Origin of the sequence: Rhodococcus sp. NPDC059968, from assembly GCF_042738615.1 — a bacterium.
Lineage (GTDB): Bacteria > Actinomycetota > Actinomycetes > Mycobacteriales > Mycobacteriaceae > Rhodococcus_F.
Genome location: NZ_JBHWUE010000153.1, coordinates 1 through 16,183, shown reverse-complemented (window position 1 = coordinate 16,183; position 16,183 = coordinate 1). Strand labels below are relative to the sequence as shown.

Sequence of the window (16,183 nt, the reverse complement as noted above, 5' to 3'; positions counted from 1 at the left end):
GGCCCCGGTTTCCGGACCGGGGCCCACGCGCGTCTTCGGAGATGACCCGCGCACGGCGGGCGGGCGCGGCAGAATCGGTGTCGTGAACGGCGTCCTCGTGCTCCTCGTCATCATTGCCGCCATTGCCGTGACGAGTTTCGCGAAGCGCCGGGACCTCCAGGCGCCACTGGTGCTCGTGACCATCGGGTCGGTGGCGTCGTTCATCCCCGGGATGCCGCGGCTCGAACTGGACCCGGACGCCATCCTCGGTGTGGTGCTGCCGCCGCTGCTGTATTCCGCGGCGCTGAAGTTCTCGGTGGCCACGTTCCGGCGCCACCTCGCACCGATTCTCCGGCTGGGGATCTTCACCGTCCTCGTGACCGCCATCGGGGTGGCCTTCTTCTCCAACTGGCTGGTCCCCGAATTCACGCTCGGCGCGGCGCTGGTCCTCGGCGCCGTCGTCGCGCCGACCGACGCGGTCAGTGCCGTCGCGGTCGGCCGCAGGCTCGGCCTGCCGAACCGGGTGATCGCGATCCTCACCGGCGAGGGACTCGTCAACGACGCGACCGCGCTGACGCTGTTCACCGTCGCCGTCTCCGCCGTCGTCGGGGCGACGATCCCGGTCCCTCCCGTGGTGTTCTTCGGCTACGAGGTGATCGGCGGCGTGCTCATCGGACTGGTACTCGCGAAGATCGTCGAGTGGGTGCGTCACCGCATGTACGACTCACCGCTGGAAACGGTGCTGGGGCTGATGCTCCCGTTCGTCGCGTATCTCGTCGCCGAGGAGGTGCACGCGTCCGGTGTGCTGTCGGTGGTCGCCGCGGGGTTCCTGATGGGGCACAAGGCCACCGACGCCTCCGTGGCCACCCGCATCCAGGAGCGGTCGCTGTGGGAGAGTGTCGACCTCCTGCTCGAGATGTTCGTGTTCGCCTACATGGGGCTGCAACTGAAGTTCGTCATCGACGACGTCCGCGACCAGGGCCTACCGGTGCACCACGTCTTCTTCTACGGCTTCGCGGTCCTCGCCGTGGTCATGGCGATACGGCCGGCGTGGATCCTGCTGCACTGGCTCCGCCGCCGGCTGGGGCTGGCGATCACGGCGCCGGGCGGCTCGGTGGAACTCGGGTGGCGGGAGAGCCTCGTCGTGTCGTGGGCGGGAATGCGCGGGGTCGTCACGCTCGCCGCCGCGTCCGGTGTGCCCGTGGTGATCGCGAGTGGGCAGCCGTTTCCGGGGCGCGAGGTGATCCAGGCGATCGCGTTCGTCGTGGCCGTCGGCACGCTGCTGATCCAGGGCGCCACCATGCCGCTGCTGATCCGGATGCTCGATCTGGCGGATCCCGGCGAACGCGAGCGCGAGGAGGACCAGGTGAAGCTGGCCCGCGCGATCTCACGCGACGCCGGCGAACGGGCCCTCGTCGAGTTCGCCGAACACCCGCCGGAGGGAATCGACCGAGCCGACCTGACCGACATCCTCGACCGGGTGCGGCGGTCGATGCGGGCCCGGCTCCAGGCCGAGGAGGCGGAGGACGCCGCGAAGATGCAGCGGGCCGGCGCACTGTTCGACCACTTCCGACGCGCAGCCCTGCGCGCGCAGCGCGAGGCGATCATCGCCGCCCGCGACGCGGGCACGCTCGACGACGAAGTGATGCGTAGCGTGTTGGAAAGCCTCGATGTGGAGGAGGCAGCAGCCGAGGAGCGGGTGCGGAGACGTCGCGAATGAGGTGCGAGGTGGGTGTTCGTCCGGTGCGAACCGCCGTGATCGCTCTTGCCGGTGTCGTGGCGATGACCGCCTGCGCCACGGACGAGGCGTCCCCGAGCCCGTCTCCCACCACCTCGGCGGCCGCATCCTCCGCCCCCTCCGTTCCCCGGGCGCCGACCGGGGATCAGCGTGGCGCGCTGACCAGTCAGGAGCCGATGCCCGACATCGATCCGGCGATCACCGCCCTCGGCGCCACGGCAACCCGCGTCGTCTACCGGTCGACGTCCGGTGTCGACGGCGGCGGCTCGGAGGTCGTGGGCACGGTGTTCACTCCCGCCGGTCCCGCACCGGCCGGCGGCCGGCCCGTCGTCACGGTCGGGCACGGCACCACGGGCGTCACCGACGAGTGCGCCCCCTCGTCGTCACCGACCCTGCTGGGCACGACGAACCTCGTCCGCCCGCTGCTGCAGCGCGGTTACGTCGTGACCGTCACCGACTACCAAGGCCTCGGCACCGACGGCCCGCACCCCTATCTCGAACCCGCCACCGCCGCCTACGACCTGATCGACGCGGTCCGGGCGGCGCGCAACGTGGTGCCGGAGGCGTCGACGCGCTGGGCGGCGATCGGGGTCTCGCAGGGTGGTCAGGCGTCGTGGTCCGCAGCCGAGCACGCGGACGACTACGGCGACGGGCTCGAGTTCGTCGGCTCGGCGAATCTGTCACCCGCGGCCGATCTGTCGGGGATCGTCGCCGACGGGACCGTCGAACCACTGTCGTTGCCGCAGAAGATGTTCCTCCCGTATCTCCTCGAGGGACTGAAGGTGGTGCACCCCGAGCTGAATCCGGACGACTACATGCGCGGCGCCCTCGCCGCCACGCCCGACGTCACGCTGTCGTGCGTCGCCGCGAAACTCCCCGAGAAGTGGACGGTGGCAACCCGACTCACCCCGGCCGACACGGGTCCGCGGACGGAGGCCGACGCCGAGCGCATGCGAGTGTGGCTCGAGGACATCGCCCTGCCCAGGAACGGCGCGGGCGGGCCGATGCTCGTCGTGGTGGGGGAGCGGGACAACCTCATTCTGCCGCAATGGACTTCGCAGGCCGTCGATCACGCGTGCGCGCTCGGCGACGTCGTCGAGTTCGACTTCCGGTCAGGGGAAGGGCACGCGGACGGGCGCTCCGTCCCCGGGGCGGTGCAGTGGATTGCCGACCGCTTCGCCGACGTGCCCGCACCCGACACGTGTGCCGAGGGAGGAACACCGTGATCGCTCGACTGGACGACGGCGAATGACGGGAACAGTCGTCGCCGTCGTCGCGTTGCTCGTCCTCGTCCCCGTCGTCACGTTCACCGCCGTGTGGCTGCGCGCCCGGCGTGAGCTGACGACACCCACCGAACGGGCCGTTCACACGACCCTCCACACGGCGTCGCTGGCGGCGCGGCCGTTGCGTCGGGGGCTCGACGAGACGTCGGCGGAGGAGGCCGCGCCGCACCTGCGCCTGCTGACCGGCGCGCAGGCGGTGGGCGTCTTCGACGCCGCCGGTGATCTCCTCGCGTGGAGCGGACCGCACGAGGCCATGACCGAACAACTGCACGACGCCGCCGCCCGCGCGGTCGACGGGGAGCGCCGGGTGCTCGTCGCCTACGGCGGCCTCGTCCGGGGCACGGGCGACGGCGCGGTGCGGGCATTGGTCGCCCAGCCGCTGCTCATCGAGGCCACCGGGGTGGTCGGGGTGCTCGGCATCGTCACCACGGAAGACCCCGGTCCGGGCATGCTCGGCGCCGTCACGGAGGTCGCCCGGTACGCGTGCAGCCAGATCGAACTCGCCGACCTCGACGCGTCCCGCGCCCGACTCGACCGCGCGGAGGTCCGGGCGCTGCGCGCGCAGATCAGCCCCCACTTCATCTACAACGCGCTGAACACGGTGGCGTCGTTCGTCCGCACCGATCCCGATCGCGCCCGGGAACTGATTCTCGAGTTCGCCGACTTCACGCGGTACTCGTTCCGTTCGGCGGGGGAGTTCACCCTGCTGGCCGACGAACTGCGCAACATCGACCGGTACCTCACCCTCGAGCGCGCCCGGTTCGGCGACGCCCTCGCCGTGAAATTGCAGGTGGCGCCGGAGGTGCTGAACGTGGTGCTGCCGTTCCTTGCGCTGCAACCGCTGGTCGAGAACGCGGTGCGTCACGGAATCGCCGCCAAACCGGACGGCGGCACCGTCAGTATCGTCGCCGCCGACGAGGGCACCGACTGCGTGATCAGCGTCGAGGACGACGGGGTCGGCATGGATCCCGAACTGCTGCGGTCGGGGTCGCTGGACTCGGTGGCCGAGACGTCAGGGGTGAAGGAGGCGGCGCACGTCGGGCTCGCCAACGTCGACGACCGCCTGCGCGCCGCGTTCGGCAACGACTACGGACTCGTGGTGGAGACCGCGCCCGGTGCGGGCACCAAGGTGAGCATGCGGGTCCCGAAGTTCCGGCGGGGGATCTCGACGTGAACGGGAAGTGTCCGTGCGACGATTGCTGTCGTTGTGAACCACACTGACGACAAGTCTCCGGACGCACCCCTCACCGTGCTGGCCGTCGACGACGAGAAACCCGCCCTCGACGAGCTGGCGTTCCTGCTGCGCGCCCAGGACGCGGTCGGCGACATCCGGACCGCGGGAGATGCCACCACGGCGCTGCGCATACTCCGGGACGGCGAGATCGACGCCGTCTTCCTCGACATCAACATGCCCGGACTCGACGGTCTCGAGCTGGCCGGGATTCTCGCGAATTTCGCGTCGCCGCCGCAGGTGGTGTTCGTGACCGCCCACGACGACCGGGCCGTCGCCGCATTCGACCTCGGAGCCGTCGACTATCTCCTCAAACCGTTGCGCGAGGAGCGGCTGGCGGAATCGGTGCGCCGCATCGTCGAGGGGCGCCGCAGGCGGGTCGACGCGGGACCGGCCGCCCCCACCGACGAGGTGATTCCGGTCGAACTCGGCGGCATCACCACGCTCGTGCACCGATCCTCCGTCGAGTGGGTCGAAGCGGACGGCGACTACGCGCGCCTGCACACCGCGGACGGCTCCCACCTCGTCCGCATCCCCATCTCGGCACTGGAGACGCGCTGGGCGGACGCCGGGTTCCTGCGGGTCCACCGCTCGTACCTCGTCGCGTTGCCGAGGGTCACCGGAATCCGGACCGTCGGCAACGGTCTCGTCGTGTGCCTCCGCGCGCACGGTGACCGCCCGCCCGTCGAACTGCCGGTCAGCCGCAGGCACACCCGGATGCTCAAGGACCGGCTGGTCCGGGCGCCGAAACAAACGTGGACTGCGCGATGAGTTCGCCGGAGCGGGTGCGGGTCGTCCTCGCCCAGCGCCGCGGTGCGCGGATCGTCCGCACCCGGGTCGAGGTGCAGGAACAGACCGCGGTCGGGGACGCGATGATCCGGGGGCTCGTGCGCACCCAGCTCGTGCTGGCGATCCGGCTCGCGCTCCTCGCGGCGTGCCTGCTGTGCGCGGTGCCGCTCGTGATGTTCCTGTTCCCGGCGTTGTCGGACGTGTCGGTGCTGGGGATCCGGCTGCCGTGGGTGGTGCTCGGGGCGCTCGTGTACCCGGTGCTCCTGACCACCGGCTGGATCTACGTGCGGCAGGCCGAGCGCAACGAACAGGAATTCGCCGACCTGGTGGACGACTGAGCATCCCGTGACCACCGACCAACCCATTCCCTGGCTGACCCTGGCCGGTCTCGCCGCGGCCGCGGTCGCGACGGTGGCCATCGGCATCTACGGAGTGCGGTTGGCCCGCACCACCTCCGACTTCCTCGTCGCGTCCCGCAGCGTCGGACCGCGGTGGAACGCCGCCGCCATCTCCGGCGAGTACCTCTCGGCCGCATCCTTTCTCGGTGTCGCCGGTCTGATCGCGAAATACGGCGCAGACGCCCTCTGGTACCCGATCGGCTTCACGGCCGGCTACCTCGGGCTGCTGCTGTTCGTCGCCGCACCGCTGCGACGCTCCGGCGCGTACACGGTGCCGGACTTCGCCGAGTTCCGGCTCGGGTCCCGCCGGCTCCGCACCCTCGCGATGCTCGTCGTCGCCGCCGTCTGCGCGCTGTACCTCGTCCCGCAACTCCAGGGGGCGGGACTGACCCTGAACATCCTGCTCGGGGTGCCGAGCTGGGTCGGGGCCGTCGTCGTCGGGCTCATCGTCATCGCAAACGTGGTGGGCGGCGGCATGCGATCCATCACGTTCGTCCAGGCGTTCCAGTACTGGCTGAAACTCACCGCGGTCGCGATCCCGGCGCTCGTGCTGTCGGTGTACTTCTTCGCCGACCACCACGAACTGGGCGCCGCCGCACCGCCCACCGTGAGCGAGCAGACCACCGTCGACATCACCACCGACGTCGTCGTGCAGGTGTCCGAACCGGTGACCGTCGGCGGGTCGGGGACGATCGACGGGGCCCCGGCGACCGGTGACGTTCGCCTCGAGCCGGGCGAACACCACCTCGGCGAGGGCACGTCGATGACCCTCGAGGCGGGCGCACCGGTTCCCGTGGTCGCGGGCGCTCCCGCCGACAACTCCGACTGGATCGCCCCAGGCTGGGGATTCGGCGGCGACCACCCGATGTACCAGGTGTACTCGCTGATCCTCGCCACGTTCCTCGGCACGCTCGGGCTGCCGCACGTGCTCGTCCGGTTCTACACCAACCCCGACGGGCGGGCCGCTCGGCTGACGTCGCTGGTCGTGGTCGGGCTGCTCGGAGTGTTCTACCTGTTCCCGACGCTGCTCGGGGTGTTCGCGCGGCTGTATGTGCCGCAACTGCTCATCACCGGGACGTCCGATGCCGCGGTCCTGCTGCTACCGGGCTCCGTGATTTCCGGGTGGGCCGGGCAACTCCTCGCCGCACTGGTAGCGGCCGGGGCCATCGCGGCGTTCCTGTCCACGTCGTCCGGCCTGCTCGTCAGCATCGCCGGGGTGCTCAGCACCGACGTCCTGCGCGGGCGGATCCGGGACTTCCGGATCGCCGCAGTCCTGGCCGGGGCGGTGCCGCTGGTGCTGTCGCTCGGGGTGACGTCGCTGGACCTGTCGCGGACGGTGGGGCTGGTGTTCGCGGTCGCGGCGTCGACGCTCTGCCCGCTGCTCGTGCTCGGCATCTGGTGGCGTGGTCTGACCGCCGCCGGGGCGGGCGCCGGGATGGTCGCCGGCGGGCTCGTCGCCGGCTGTGCCGCCGGGGTGTCGGTGCTGGGCGGCTTCACCGTCGACGCCTGGAACGGCTGGCCCGCGGCGATGGTCGCGTACCCGGCCGCCGTCAGCGTTCCCCTGGCCTTCGTCACGATGGTGCTGGTCAGCAAGGTGACGAAGCGTCAGATTCCCGCCGACCTCAGCCGGATCTTCACCCGGATGCACGCCCCGGAACGCCTCGATGTGGGCTCCGACCGCGAGGGGGAGCTCCGCTCCCCGTGAGCCTTTCTGGTAGCTCCCGCAACCAGAAAGGCGCACAGGCGGCGGAGCCGCTTGTCGCGGTCGGGTGACCGTTCGGCGCACAGTCCGGCAGCTCGCCGTGTGACAGACGCCACAGCCTATTTCTGTGACTCAACTCTCACTAACGTCGGCAATTAGTTCACTTCACACGACCAAGGAGTCTGCAGTGACCACAGCCGACCTCAGTGAGGGCGCACCGCAGAAGCGGCGCACCCCTGATGCGCAAGCCTTCGTAGACATGCAGGCGAGCCCGGAGTTCCAGGAGTTGCGACACCGCCTGCGTAGTTTCGTCTTCCCGATGACGGCGTTCTTCCTCGCCTGGTACGCGGCGTACGTCCTGCTGGCCACGTACGCGCCCGAGTTCATGGCCACCAAGGTGATCGGCAACGTCAACCTGGGCATCATCCTCGGTCTCGGCCAGTTCGTGACCACGTTCGTGATTACCGCGCTGTACGTGAAGTTCGCCAACCGGGAACTCGATCCCCGCTCCGCCGCGATCCGCGAAGAGCTGGAAGGACCACTCAAGTGATCACCACACTCGCCGCAGGCACCGACGTCGGCAACCCGATCCTCAACATCGGCATCTTCGTGGCGTTCGTCGTGATCACGATGACCATCGTGATCCGCGCGAGCCGCACCACCAAGAAGGCCTCGGACTTCTACACCGGCGGCGGTCAGTTCTCCGGGCCGCAGAACGGTTTCGCCATCGCCGGCGACTACCTGTCGGCGGCATCGTTCCTCGGCATCGCCGGCGCCATCGCGGTGTACGGCTATGACGGTTTCCTGTACTCGGTCGGCTTCCTCGTCGCCTGGCTGGTGGCCCTGCTGCTGGTCGCGGAACTGCTCCGCAACACCGGCCGGTTCACGATGGCGGACGTGCTGAGCTTCCGGCTCAAGCAGCGTCCCGTGCGGATGGCCGCGGCGCTGTCCACGCTGGTGGTCTCGCTGTTCTACCTGCTCGCGCAGATGGCCGGCGCCGGCGGACTCGTCGCGCTGCTGCTGAACATCGACGGCAAGGTCGGTCAGGGCGTCGTCGTCGCGGTCGTCGGCGTGCTGATGATCGTGTACGTGCTCGTCGGCGGCATGAAGGGCACCACCTACGTGCAGATGGTCAAGGCGGTGCTGCTGGTCGCCGGAGCCGGCGTCATGTTCTTCCTCGTGCTGTTCGCGGTGCGCGGCAACTTCTCCCAGCTGCTCGCCGACGCCCAGGCGACGGTCAGCACTTCCACGAACGAGGCCATCGCGGGCCGCGACATCCTCGCTCCCGGCGCCAAGTACGGCATCAGCTCGATGAGCAAGCTCGACTTCATCTCGCTCGGCATCGCACTGGTCCTCGGCACCGCGGGCCTGCCGCACGTGCTGATGCGGTTCTACACCGTCCCCACCGCCAAGGAAGCCCGCCGCTCGGTCACCTGGGCGATCGGACTGATCGGCGCCTTCTACCTGTTCACGCTCGTCCTCGGCTACGGCGCCGCCAAGATGGTCGGCCCCGACGTCATCCTCGCAGCGCCCGGCAAGGAGAACGCGGCGGCGCCGCTGCTCGCGTTCGAGCTGGGCGGCACCATCTTCCTGGCGATCATTTCCGCGGTCGCGTTCGCGACGATTCTCGCGGTGGTGGCGGGGCTGGCGATCACGGCGTCCGCGTCGTTCGCCCACGACATCTACGCCAGCGTCATCAAGCGCGGACACGCGTCGGAAGAGTCCCAGGTGCGGGTATCCCGGATCACGGTCGTCGTGATCGGCCTCGTATCGATCGTCCTCGGCATCATGGCCATGGGCCAGAACATCGCGTTCCTGGTGGCGCTCGCCTTCGCGGTGGCCGCCTCGGCCAACCTGCCGACACTGCTGTACTCGCTGTTCTGGAAGAAGTTCAACACCACCGGTGCCCTCTTCAGCATCTACGGCGGCCTCATCAGCTGCCTCCTGCTGATCGTGTTCTCCCCGGCCGTGTCCGGTAAGCCGTCGTCGATGTTCCCCAACGCCGACTTCGACTTCTTCCCGCTCGCCAACCCGGGCATCGTCTCCATCCCGCTGGCGTTCGTGCTCGGCATCGTCGGCACCTACATCGGCCGCAGCAAGGCGGAGGATCCCGCCAAGCAGGCCGAGATGGAGGTCCGCTCGCTCACCGGTGTCGGTGTGGAGAAGGCCGTCTCCCACTAATGCCTTCGGCCTGTGAGTACTTATTAACCGCGGGCGGTGCGCCGCGCAGGCCGCGACGCCGCCGGGCTTAATAAGTACTCACAGGCCGTAGGCTGCACGAATGGCGAAACTCACGGTCAAGACCGATGTTCCCCTCAGCCCCCAGGACACCTGGGACAAGGCCTCGAATCTGCAGGACTTCGACAAGTGGTTCGTGGTCCACGACGGCTGGCGCGGCGAACTTCCCGAGACCCTCACGGCCGGAACCGAGATCAGTTCCGTCGTGACGGTCAAGGGACTCCGCAATCGCGTGAAGTGGACGATCAAGGAGTACGAGGCCCCGAACCGCATCGTTCTCAAGGGTGACGGCAAGGGCGGCGTGAAGCTCGGAATGGTGCTCGACGTCAAGGCGAAGGGTGACGCGTCCGAGGTGGCGTTCACCATCGAACTCGGTGGCGCACCACTGTTCGGGCCCATCGGCTCAGGTGTCGCGAAGGCGCTGAAGGGCGACATCGAGAAGTCCCTGAAGACATTCGTCGAGCTGTATGCGTGTTGACGTCCTCTCGGCCGTGAACGACCGAGAATCCCCTCGGGACTCGCGTCTCGAGGTTCCTGTTTCACCGACAGTTGCCTCCCCACACGTTAGGTGCGGGGCGGTCTCACACCATCTCCACAGGCTGCCACCGCCAGTCCGACGGCCAAAATATTCCTCGCCGCATTCACATCCCGATCGTGGACGGCGCCGCATCGGCACGTCCACTCCCGCACGGTCAGCGGCATCTCCGAGGCGATCGCCCCACACACCGAGCAGGTCTTCGACGAGGGATAGAACCGGTCGATCGCCACCACCTGCCGCCCGTACCAGTCGGCCTTGTATTCGAGCATCGACCGGAACTCGGACCAACTCGCATCGGAGATCGCCCGAGACAACGACCGATTCTTGACCATGTTTCGCACACTCAGATCCTCGATGGCGATCACTTGGTTTTCGCGCACCAGTCGAGTGGAGAGTGTGTGCAGATAATCACGGCGCCGATCAGCGATCCGGCCATGAATCTTCGCGACTTTCAGTCGGGCTTTGGCCCGGTTACGGGATCCCTTCTGCTTCTTGGCCAGCACCCGCTGTGCCTTCGCCAGCCGCTCACGGTCCGTGCGCTCGTGGCGCGGGTTGGTGATCTTCTCCCCCGTCGAGAGTGTGTAGAGGCTCGTGATCCCGGCGTCGAGCCCGACCACCCGATCGGTCGACGGGTGCTCGGTGATCGTGTCCTCGACGAGAATCGAAATGTGGTACTGACCACGAGCATTACGCGACACCGTCACCTGCGACGGTGTCGCCCCCTCCGGTAGCGGCCTCGACCACCGAATGTCCAGCGGTTCGGACTGCTTGGCCAACCGGATCTGCCCGCCGCGGTAGGTGAAGCAGTTCGAATAGTAGGTCGCCGAATCCTTCGAGTGACCCTTCTTCTTGAACTGCGGGTAGCGGGACTGCTTGCGCCAGAACCTGTCGAACGCGCCCTGCAACTGCCGCAGCGACTCCTGCAACGGCCCCTTCGACGGCTCTGACAACCACGCGGTCTCGGTGTCCCGCTTCCATCCGGTGAGCATCTTCGAGGTGTCGCTGTAGGTGACCCGCCGCTGCTCCTGCGACCAGGCACGCGAGCGCTCGGCCAACGCCCGGTTGTAGACGTACCGGGTGCATCCGAAGGTCCGAGCAAGCTGTTCCGCCTGCACCGCAGTCGGATAGAAGCGGTACTTGAACGCCCGCTTCACCACCCTCCCCGCCATAACTCAGACACTAGCCACACGGTCCGACAAAACCAGGTCGGCTGTCCCGGACCTGAAGGACTGGGTATGCGCCGATAGATTCACGGATCAATCGAGGACGTGCGCGCCGCCGGTGTCGGTGATCCACTCGGCGGCAAGGGCGTCCAGCGTCCCGTCGGCGTAGAGGGAATCGACGGCCGCCGAGACGCACGCGGTGAGCGGACTGTTCTTCTCCAGCACGAGGCCGAAGAATTCGGTGACGGCGTTCGGGCGCGGGAACTGCCCGACGAGGATACTGTCCTTCACCTCGTTGGCGGTGATCTGAAATCCGGTCGGGATGTCCACCACCAACGCGTCGATGGCGCCCGCGGCCAGGGCGGCTTTGGCGTCGTCGGTGGTGGTGAAACTGATCGGTGCCTGGCGGGGCTGCACGGTCTGGGTGATGGCGTCGAAACTCGTGGACCCCACCTGCGCCCCGAGGCGGAACGGCGCGAGGTCGGCGAGCGATTTGGCTCTGGCAGCGGGAGAGTTCTTCAGCGCCAGCACCGACTGCGTGACGGCGTAGTACGGCGAACTGAAATCGACCGTCTCGCGCCGGGTGTCGACGATAGTGAACTGGTCGATGGCGAAATCGAAGTTCTTCTCACCGGCCGCGAGCGCGTCGTTGAACGCGACGGTCTCGAATTGCACCTGGTCCGGACCGTATCCCAGCTTCTCGACCACTTCCCGGGCGACGGCGCCCTCGTAGCCCTTGCCGTTGGACGGGTCACCGCCGACGAACCACGGCTGGTACGACGGACTGTCGGTGGCGATGGTGACCACGCCGTCTTGCGCGGTGACGCCGCTGCCGGGAGCGCAGTCGCCGACTGCGCGGGTGGACGGAAGTTTGGTGAACGCTTCGGGAATCGTCGTGGCTTCGGCCTGTGCGTCGACCTCCGATGGGGTGTCGGTGGAGCAGGATCCGGCGAGCAATGTCAGTGCAGCGGATATGGCGGCGACGGCTGTCTTAGGTCCTCGGTGCACCCCGCCATCTTGCCTGGCGGGTAGCGATCCGGCCAGCGAAGCGGCCGCGCGGCGCACAATATGTATGTATTGGCGGAGGGAGGCGCGCGTGGCCACTGTGGGAACTAGGCAACTGACGGTCGACGGACATCGCCTGTCCCTGACCAATCTCGGCAAGGTCCTCTACCCGGAGTCGGGCACGACGAAGGGAGAGGTGATCGACTACTACACGCGGATCGCGCCCGCCATGCTCCCGCACGTCGTCGACCGTCCCGCCACCCGCAAACGCTGGCCCAACGGGGTGGACAGCGCGCCGTTCTTCGAGAAGAACCTCGCGGCCTCCGCACCGGGGTGGTTGGAGCGCCGCGCACTCGAGCACTCGGATCGGTCCGTGCACTATCCGCTCCTGAACTCGGTCGCGGCCCTTGTGTGGGCGGGGCAGCAGGCAGCACTCGAACTGCACGTGCCGCAGTGGCGGTTCGACGGCTCACATCGGGGTCCCGCCACCCGGATCGTCTTCGACCTCGACCCCGGTCCCGGTGTGGGCCTGGCCGAATGCGCGGAGGTGGCACGAGCCGTGCGCGATCTGGTCGCGAACCTCGGCTGGACCGCGTATCCGGTCACCAGCGGCAGCAAGGGTATTCACCTGTACGTGCCGCTCGACCGGAAGCTGGACGGTTCGGGCGCGTCGACCGTCGCGAAGCAGGTGGCGACGGGATTGGAGAAGCTCCGGCCTGAACTCGTCACCGCCACCATGGCCAAGGCGGTGCGCGCGGGAAAGGTGTTCGTCGACTGGAGCCAGAACAATCCGTCCAAGACCACCATCGCACCGTATTCGCTGCGGGGGCGCTCCCAGCCGTATGTCGCGGCGCCGCGGAGCTGGGACGAACTCGACGACCCCGACCTACGACAGCTGCGGTTCGAGGAAGTACTCGAACGGTGGGAGTCGGACGGCGACCTGCTCGCCGGACTCGATCCGCCGATCGAGGACGACGCAGCCCTCGCCGAGTACCGCCGTAAGCGTGATCCCGGACGGACACCCGAGCCGATGCCGGCCACGGTGCAGCCGGGGGAGGGCAACAGTTTCGTCATCCAGGAACACCACGCTCGGCGCCTCCACTACGACCTGCGGCTCGAACGCGACGGGGTGCTCGTGTCGTGGGCGGTGCCGAAGAACGTGCCGACGACGACGGGGGAGAACCGGCTCGCCGTGCACACCGAGGATCACCCGCTCGAATACCTCACGTTCTCCGGGACCATCCCGAAGGGCGAGTACGGCGGCGGCGAGATGACCATCTGGGACAGGGGAACGTACGACACCGAGAAGTGGCGCGACGACGAGGTGATCGTCCAAATTCACGGCGAGCAGGTGGAGGGCCGGTTCGCGCTGATCCGCACGAAGGCCGACCAGTGGCTGATGCACCTGATGAAGGATCAGACACCGGGTGGGTCGCACACGTCCGAACTGCCGCGCGGACTGTCGCCGATGCTCGCGAGTCCCGGCACCCTCGACGGACTGGACGCCGACGAGTGGGCCTTCGAAGGGAAGTGGGACGGGATCAGGGTGATCGCCGAGATCAGTGGCGGCGAGCTGAAGCTGACGAGCCGGGCGGGCAACGACAAGACACGCGACTATGCTCGATTGGGTTGGCTGGCAGACTCTCTCGGCGACCATGAGGTGGTCCTCGACGGTGAAGTGGTCGCGTTCGACGACCGGGGTGTCGCGAACTTCGGCCTGCTGCAGCAGGGCAACGATCCGCACTTTCTCGCGTTCGATGTGCTGTACCTCGACGGAGTGTCGTTGTTACGCAAGAAGTACACCGACCGGCGCCGCGTCCTCGAAGCCCTGGCGGCCAAGGTGGACGACTTGGTCGTTCCCCCGCAACTGCACGGGTCCGCGCAGGACGCTCTGGACGAGAGCCGCGGCAAGGGCTGGGAAGGTGTCGTGGCGAAACGCCGCGAATCCGTGTACCTGCCGGGCAAGCGGGGGTCGAGCTGGATCAAGGTGAAGAACTGGCGCACACAGGAAGCCGTGATCGGCGGGTGGCGCCGCGGTCAAGGGGGGCGGTCCACGGGAATCGGGTCGGTACTGCTCGGCGTCCCCGAGGACGGCGGACTGCGCTACATCGGGCGCGTCGGAACCGGCTTCACCGAACGGGATCTGCAGGAACTCGCGTCCACCCTGGGCCCGCTCGAAACCGACACCAGCCCGTTCGTCGAAGACCTGCCCACCGCCGACCGCAAGGGGGCCGTGTGGGTCACCCCGACACTGGTCGCGGAGGTGCGGTTCATGGATTGGACCGGCTCGAAGAGATTGCGGCACCCCAGCTGGCGGGGACTCAGGGACGACAAGGCACCCGAGGATGTCGAAGTGGAGGTCTCGTGATGACCGCTATCCGATTCCAATCGACCCCGGAGAACGAGATCCCCGTCTCCGTGCCGGTCGATACCGTGCTGGCCCGCACCGAGTCGCTCGTGCTGTGGCTGACCGACGTTCACGTGTACAGCTGTGGTGTCGAATTCACGGTCCAGGCACGCAGGCCCGAGTCCACGGTGCTGCTCGACATGTTCGGATTCGGCAAACCCGCGTCGCCGAAGAGCAGCGGGCCGTTTCTGTTCGGAGTCGAGTACGCGGACGGCAGGGTGTTCACGAACCTTCCCGGCGCCCGCATGACCGACGGCCTGCACGGCGGGGCAGGGCGCGGCGGACCACTCACCGCTGACAAGACGTATTTTCTCCAGCCGCTCCCGCCGCCGAAACGCTGGTCGATGATCACGGCGTGGCCCTACTTCGGTGTCCCCGAGTCTCGGACCGACCTCGATTCCGCCGTGTTCGCCGAAGCCGCGGAGCGGGTGGAAACACTGTGGCCGGAACCGGTCCACGCGCTCGTCGAGGCACCGGACGGTCGAGAGCAGCCGCCGGCGCTCGAGTTACCGCCAGGGGGCTGGTTCGAATGGGCCGGCCGACGCGGTGTCGAATGATCCGGGCGGTTCCTGTGTCGGGGTGCGCAGCGCCGGGGGCGTGAAGACCGGCATGGGTGCGGACGTCGTGTCCTCCTCCTGGTGCTGCTCGGAGACACTCACGTCGGCGATCGGTGACGCCGTGCCGTTGGCGACGGCGATCCCGGCGGCGCCGACGACCGAGAGGACGAAGGCCGCGCCCGAGCCGATCGCGATGCGGGTCTTGGTGTGGGACATGGTGTGAATTTCCTCCGGTGATCAGGGACCGACGACGGTTCCGCCGTCGACGGGGCCGACTCCGCCGGGCGTCTGCGGGGCCGCGGGCGGGGCAGGCTTCGGGCCGCCGCCGACGGGGAAGGGATTGGTTTCGGGTTCGAGAACGCCCGGCTCGACCTGGCCCGGTCCTTCGAACGGACCCTTCGGCGGGTGAACGGGGTCGACCACGACGGGCGGATCGACCACGACGGGCGGGTCCACCACAACGGGCGGCTGGGCGACGGGCTGCTGGGCGATGGGCTGCTGGGCAACCGGCGGCTGGGCGATCGGTGCCCGGACGATGGGCGGTGCCGCCACGATGGGCGGAACGACACCTGGTCCCGCCGCCGCCGTTTCGGTGTCGGCCGAATAGCCGGGCTCCGCCGAGTATCCGGGATTCACTGAATAGCCGGGGTCTGCGACGACGATCCGACTCGGGGTCGGCGCGATCGCCGGAGCCGGCTGCTGCTGCGAGACGGCCCCCTCCGAGCTCGGGGTCGGAGCACCCTCGGTATGTCCACCGGCAATAACGATCACGGCGGCTCCTGCGAGGGAGAACGTGAGGGCGGCGGTTGCGCCGATCGCGATGCGGGTTGCGGTGTGGACGATGGGGTGCCTCCGATGGATTGGGGTGTCTAGCTGGGCTGATAGACCAAGCTTGCGCCGGCCGCGAGCCTTTCGACAGGCACCCCAGGGTGCCCATCTCCCACCCCGCGGCGGAACCGCGGGCAAACCTGCACAGAATTTTCACCGGATTAATCAGAGGAAGCCTGGCCCTTTAGGGCCGGGAGGAAGCTGATTCTGTACTGCGCGATCGCGCGTAGCGGGGTCGCTTTCTTTCGTGGGTTCGGGTCGTTTTTGGTTGGTGATGTACTCGGCGATGATGGCGAGTGGGGCTCCGCCTGCGGAGGCGGCGAAGTA

Annotated in this window: 15 protein-coding genes; 11 read left to right on the top strand and 4 right to left on the bottom strand. The window is 68.3% G+C overall.

The window, feature by feature from the left end; translation table 11 throughout:
- Positions 1-82: 82 nt before the first annotated feature.
- From ACFWAY_RS49895 to ACFWAY_RS49855, 9 genes are all read left to right on the top strand, one after another.
- Positions 83-1,699 carry a Na+/H+ antiporter gene (locus ACFWAY_RS49895; protein WP_378457063.1) on the top strand — a complete coding sequence of 539 codons (1,617 nt, stop codon included), beginning with the start codon at positions 83-85 and terminating at the stop codon, positions 1,697-1,699.
- Positions 1,696-2,943: a lipase family protein gene (locus tag ACFWAY_RS49890; RefSeq protein WP_378516001.1), complete on the top strand. Its 1,248-nt coding sequence runs from the start codon at positions 1,696-1,698 to the stop codon at positions 2,941-2,943. The genes ACFWAY_RS49895 and ACFWAY_RS49890 overlap by 4 nt, the downstream gene beginning before the upstream one ends.
- A 22-nt stretch (positions 2,944-2,965) precedes the next feature.
- Positions 2,966-4,174, top strand: coding sequence for a histidine kinase (locus ACFWAY_RS49885; protein WP_378516000.1), 1,209 nt, complete (start codon positions 2,966-2,968; stop codon positions 4,172-4,174).
- Between the two features lie 33 nt (positions 4,175-4,207).
- Positions 4,208-5,002, top strand: a complete 795-nt coding sequence (locus ACFWAY_RS49880) for a LytR/AlgR family response regulator transcription factor (protein ID WP_378457066.1) — start codon at positions 4,208-4,210, stop codon at positions 5,000-5,002.
- A complete protein-coding gene (locus tag ACFWAY_RS49875) occupies positions 4,999-5,358 on the top strand; it encodes a hypothetical protein (protein WP_378457067.1) in 360 nt (119 codons plus the stop codon). Before ACFWAY_RS49880 ends, ACFWAY_RS49875 begins: the two co-directional genes overlap by 4 nt.
- Positions 5,359-5,365: 7 nt before the next feature.
- Positions 5,366-7,123 carry a cation acetate symporter gene (locus ACFWAY_RS49870; protein ID WP_378515999.1) on the top strand — a complete coding sequence of 586 codons (1,758 nt, stop codon included), beginning with the start codon at positions 5,366-5,368 and terminating at the stop codon, positions 7,121-7,123.
- A 184-nt stretch (positions 7,124-7,307) separates the two neighbouring features.
- On the top strand, positions 7,308-7,670 hold the full coding sequence (locus tag ACFWAY_RS49865; protein WP_072944727.1) for a DUF485 domain-containing protein: 363 nt from the start codon (positions 7,308-7,310) through the stop codon (positions 7,668-7,670).
- The gene (locus ACFWAY_RS49860) at positions 7,667-9,301 is read left to right on the top strand and encodes a cation acetate symporter (protein WP_378515998.1); all 1,635 of its coding nucleotides are present in this window, start codon (positions 7,667-7,669) and stop codon (positions 9,299-9,301) included. The genes ACFWAY_RS49865 and ACFWAY_RS49860 overlap by 4 nt, the downstream gene beginning before the upstream one ends.
- 100 nt (positions 9,302-9,401) lie before the next feature.
- On the top strand, positions 9,402-9,836 hold the full coding sequence (locus ACFWAY_RS49855) for an SRPBCC family protein (protein WP_378515997.1): 435 nt from the start codon (positions 9,402-9,404) through the stop codon (positions 9,834-9,836).
- An 86-nt stretch (positions 9,837-9,922) separates the two neighbouring features.
- Here the strand turns inward: ACFWAY_RS49855 and ACFWAY_RS49850 are convergent, their stop codons facing one another.
- Positions 9,923-11,065 (bottom strand): RNA-guided endonuclease InsQ/TnpB family protein, encoded by a 1,143-nt coding sequence (locus ACFWAY_RS49850; RefSeq protein WP_378515996.1) that lies wholly within the window; start codon positions 11,063-11,065, stop codon positions 9,923-9,925.
- 87 nt (positions 11,066-11,152) lie between these two features.
- Positions 11,153-12,067, bottom strand: coding sequence for a transporter substrate-binding domain-containing protein (locus ACFWAY_RS49845; RefSeq protein ID WP_378515995.1), 915 nt, complete (start codon positions 12,065-12,067; stop codon positions 11,153-11,155).
- Positions 12,068-12,131: 64 nt separating this feature from the next.
- Between ACFWAY_RS49845 and ACFWAY_RS49840 the strand changes: the two genes are divergently transcribed.
- Both ACFWAY_RS49840 and ACFWAY_RS49835 read left to right on the top strand, forming a co-directional pair.
- Positions 12,132-14,432 carry an ATP-dependent DNA ligase gene (locus tag ACFWAY_RS49840; RefSeq protein WP_378515994.1) on the top strand — a complete coding sequence of 767 codons (2,301 nt, stop codon included), beginning with the start codon at positions 12,132-12,134 and terminating at the stop codon, positions 14,430-14,432.
- Positions 14,432-15,028, top strand: coding sequence for a hypothetical protein (locus tag ACFWAY_RS49835; RefSeq protein WP_378515993.1), 597 nt, complete (start codon positions 14,432-14,434; stop codon positions 15,026-15,028). Before ACFWAY_RS49840 ends, ACFWAY_RS49835 begins: the two co-directional genes overlap by 1 nt.
- On the opposite strand, the gene ACFWAY_RS49830 is transcribed toward ACFWAY_RS49835, so the two are convergent.
- Positions 14,978-15,244, bottom strand: coding sequence for a hypothetical protein (locus ACFWAY_RS49830; RefSeq protein ID WP_378515992.1), 267 nt, complete (start codon positions 15,242-15,244; stop codon positions 14,978-14,980). The genes ACFWAY_RS49835 and ACFWAY_RS49830 overlap by 51 nt on opposite strands.
- 21 nt (positions 15,245-15,265) lie before the next feature.
- A complete protein-coding gene (locus ACFWAY_RS49825) occupies positions 15,266-15,799 on the bottom strand; it encodes a hypothetical protein (RefSeq protein WP_378515991.1) in 534 nt (177 codons plus the stop codon).
- Between the last annotated feature and the right edge of the window lie 384 nt (positions 15,800-16,183).

Coding starts and splice junctions, on each gene's coding strand:
- ACFWAY_RS49835 (WP_378515993.1), top strand. CDS start 14,432: ATGACCGCTATCCGATTCCAATCGACCCCGGAGAACGAGATCCCCGTC.
- ACFWAY_RS49885 (WP_378516000.1), top strand. CDS start 2,966: ATGACGGGAACAGTCGTCGCCGTCGTCGCGTTGCTCGTCCTCGTCCCC.
- ACFWAY_RS49830 (WP_378515992.1), bottom strand. CDS start 15,244: ATGTCCCACACCAAGACCCGCATCGCGATCGGCTCGGGCGCGGCCTTC.
- ACFWAY_RS49875 (WP_378457067.1), top strand. CDS start 4,999: ATGAGTTCGCCGGAGCGGGTGCGGGTCGTCCTCGCCCAGCGCCGCGGT.
- ACFWAY_RS49890 (WP_378516001.1), top strand. CDS start 1,696: ATGAGGTGCGAGGTGGGTGTTCGTCCGGTGCGAACCGCCGTGATCGCT.
- ACFWAY_RS49840 (WP_378515994.1), top strand. CDS start 12,132: ATGTATTGGCGGAGGGAGGCGCGCGTGGCCACTGTGGGAACTAGGCAA.
- ACFWAY_RS49850 (WP_378515996.1), bottom strand. CDS start 11,065: ATGGCGGGGAGGGTGGTGAAGCGGGCGTTCAAGTACCGCTTCTATCCG.
- ACFWAY_RS49855 (WP_378515997.1), top strand. CDS start 9,402: ATGGCGAAACTCACGGTCAAGACCGATGTTCCCCTCAGCCCCCAGGAC.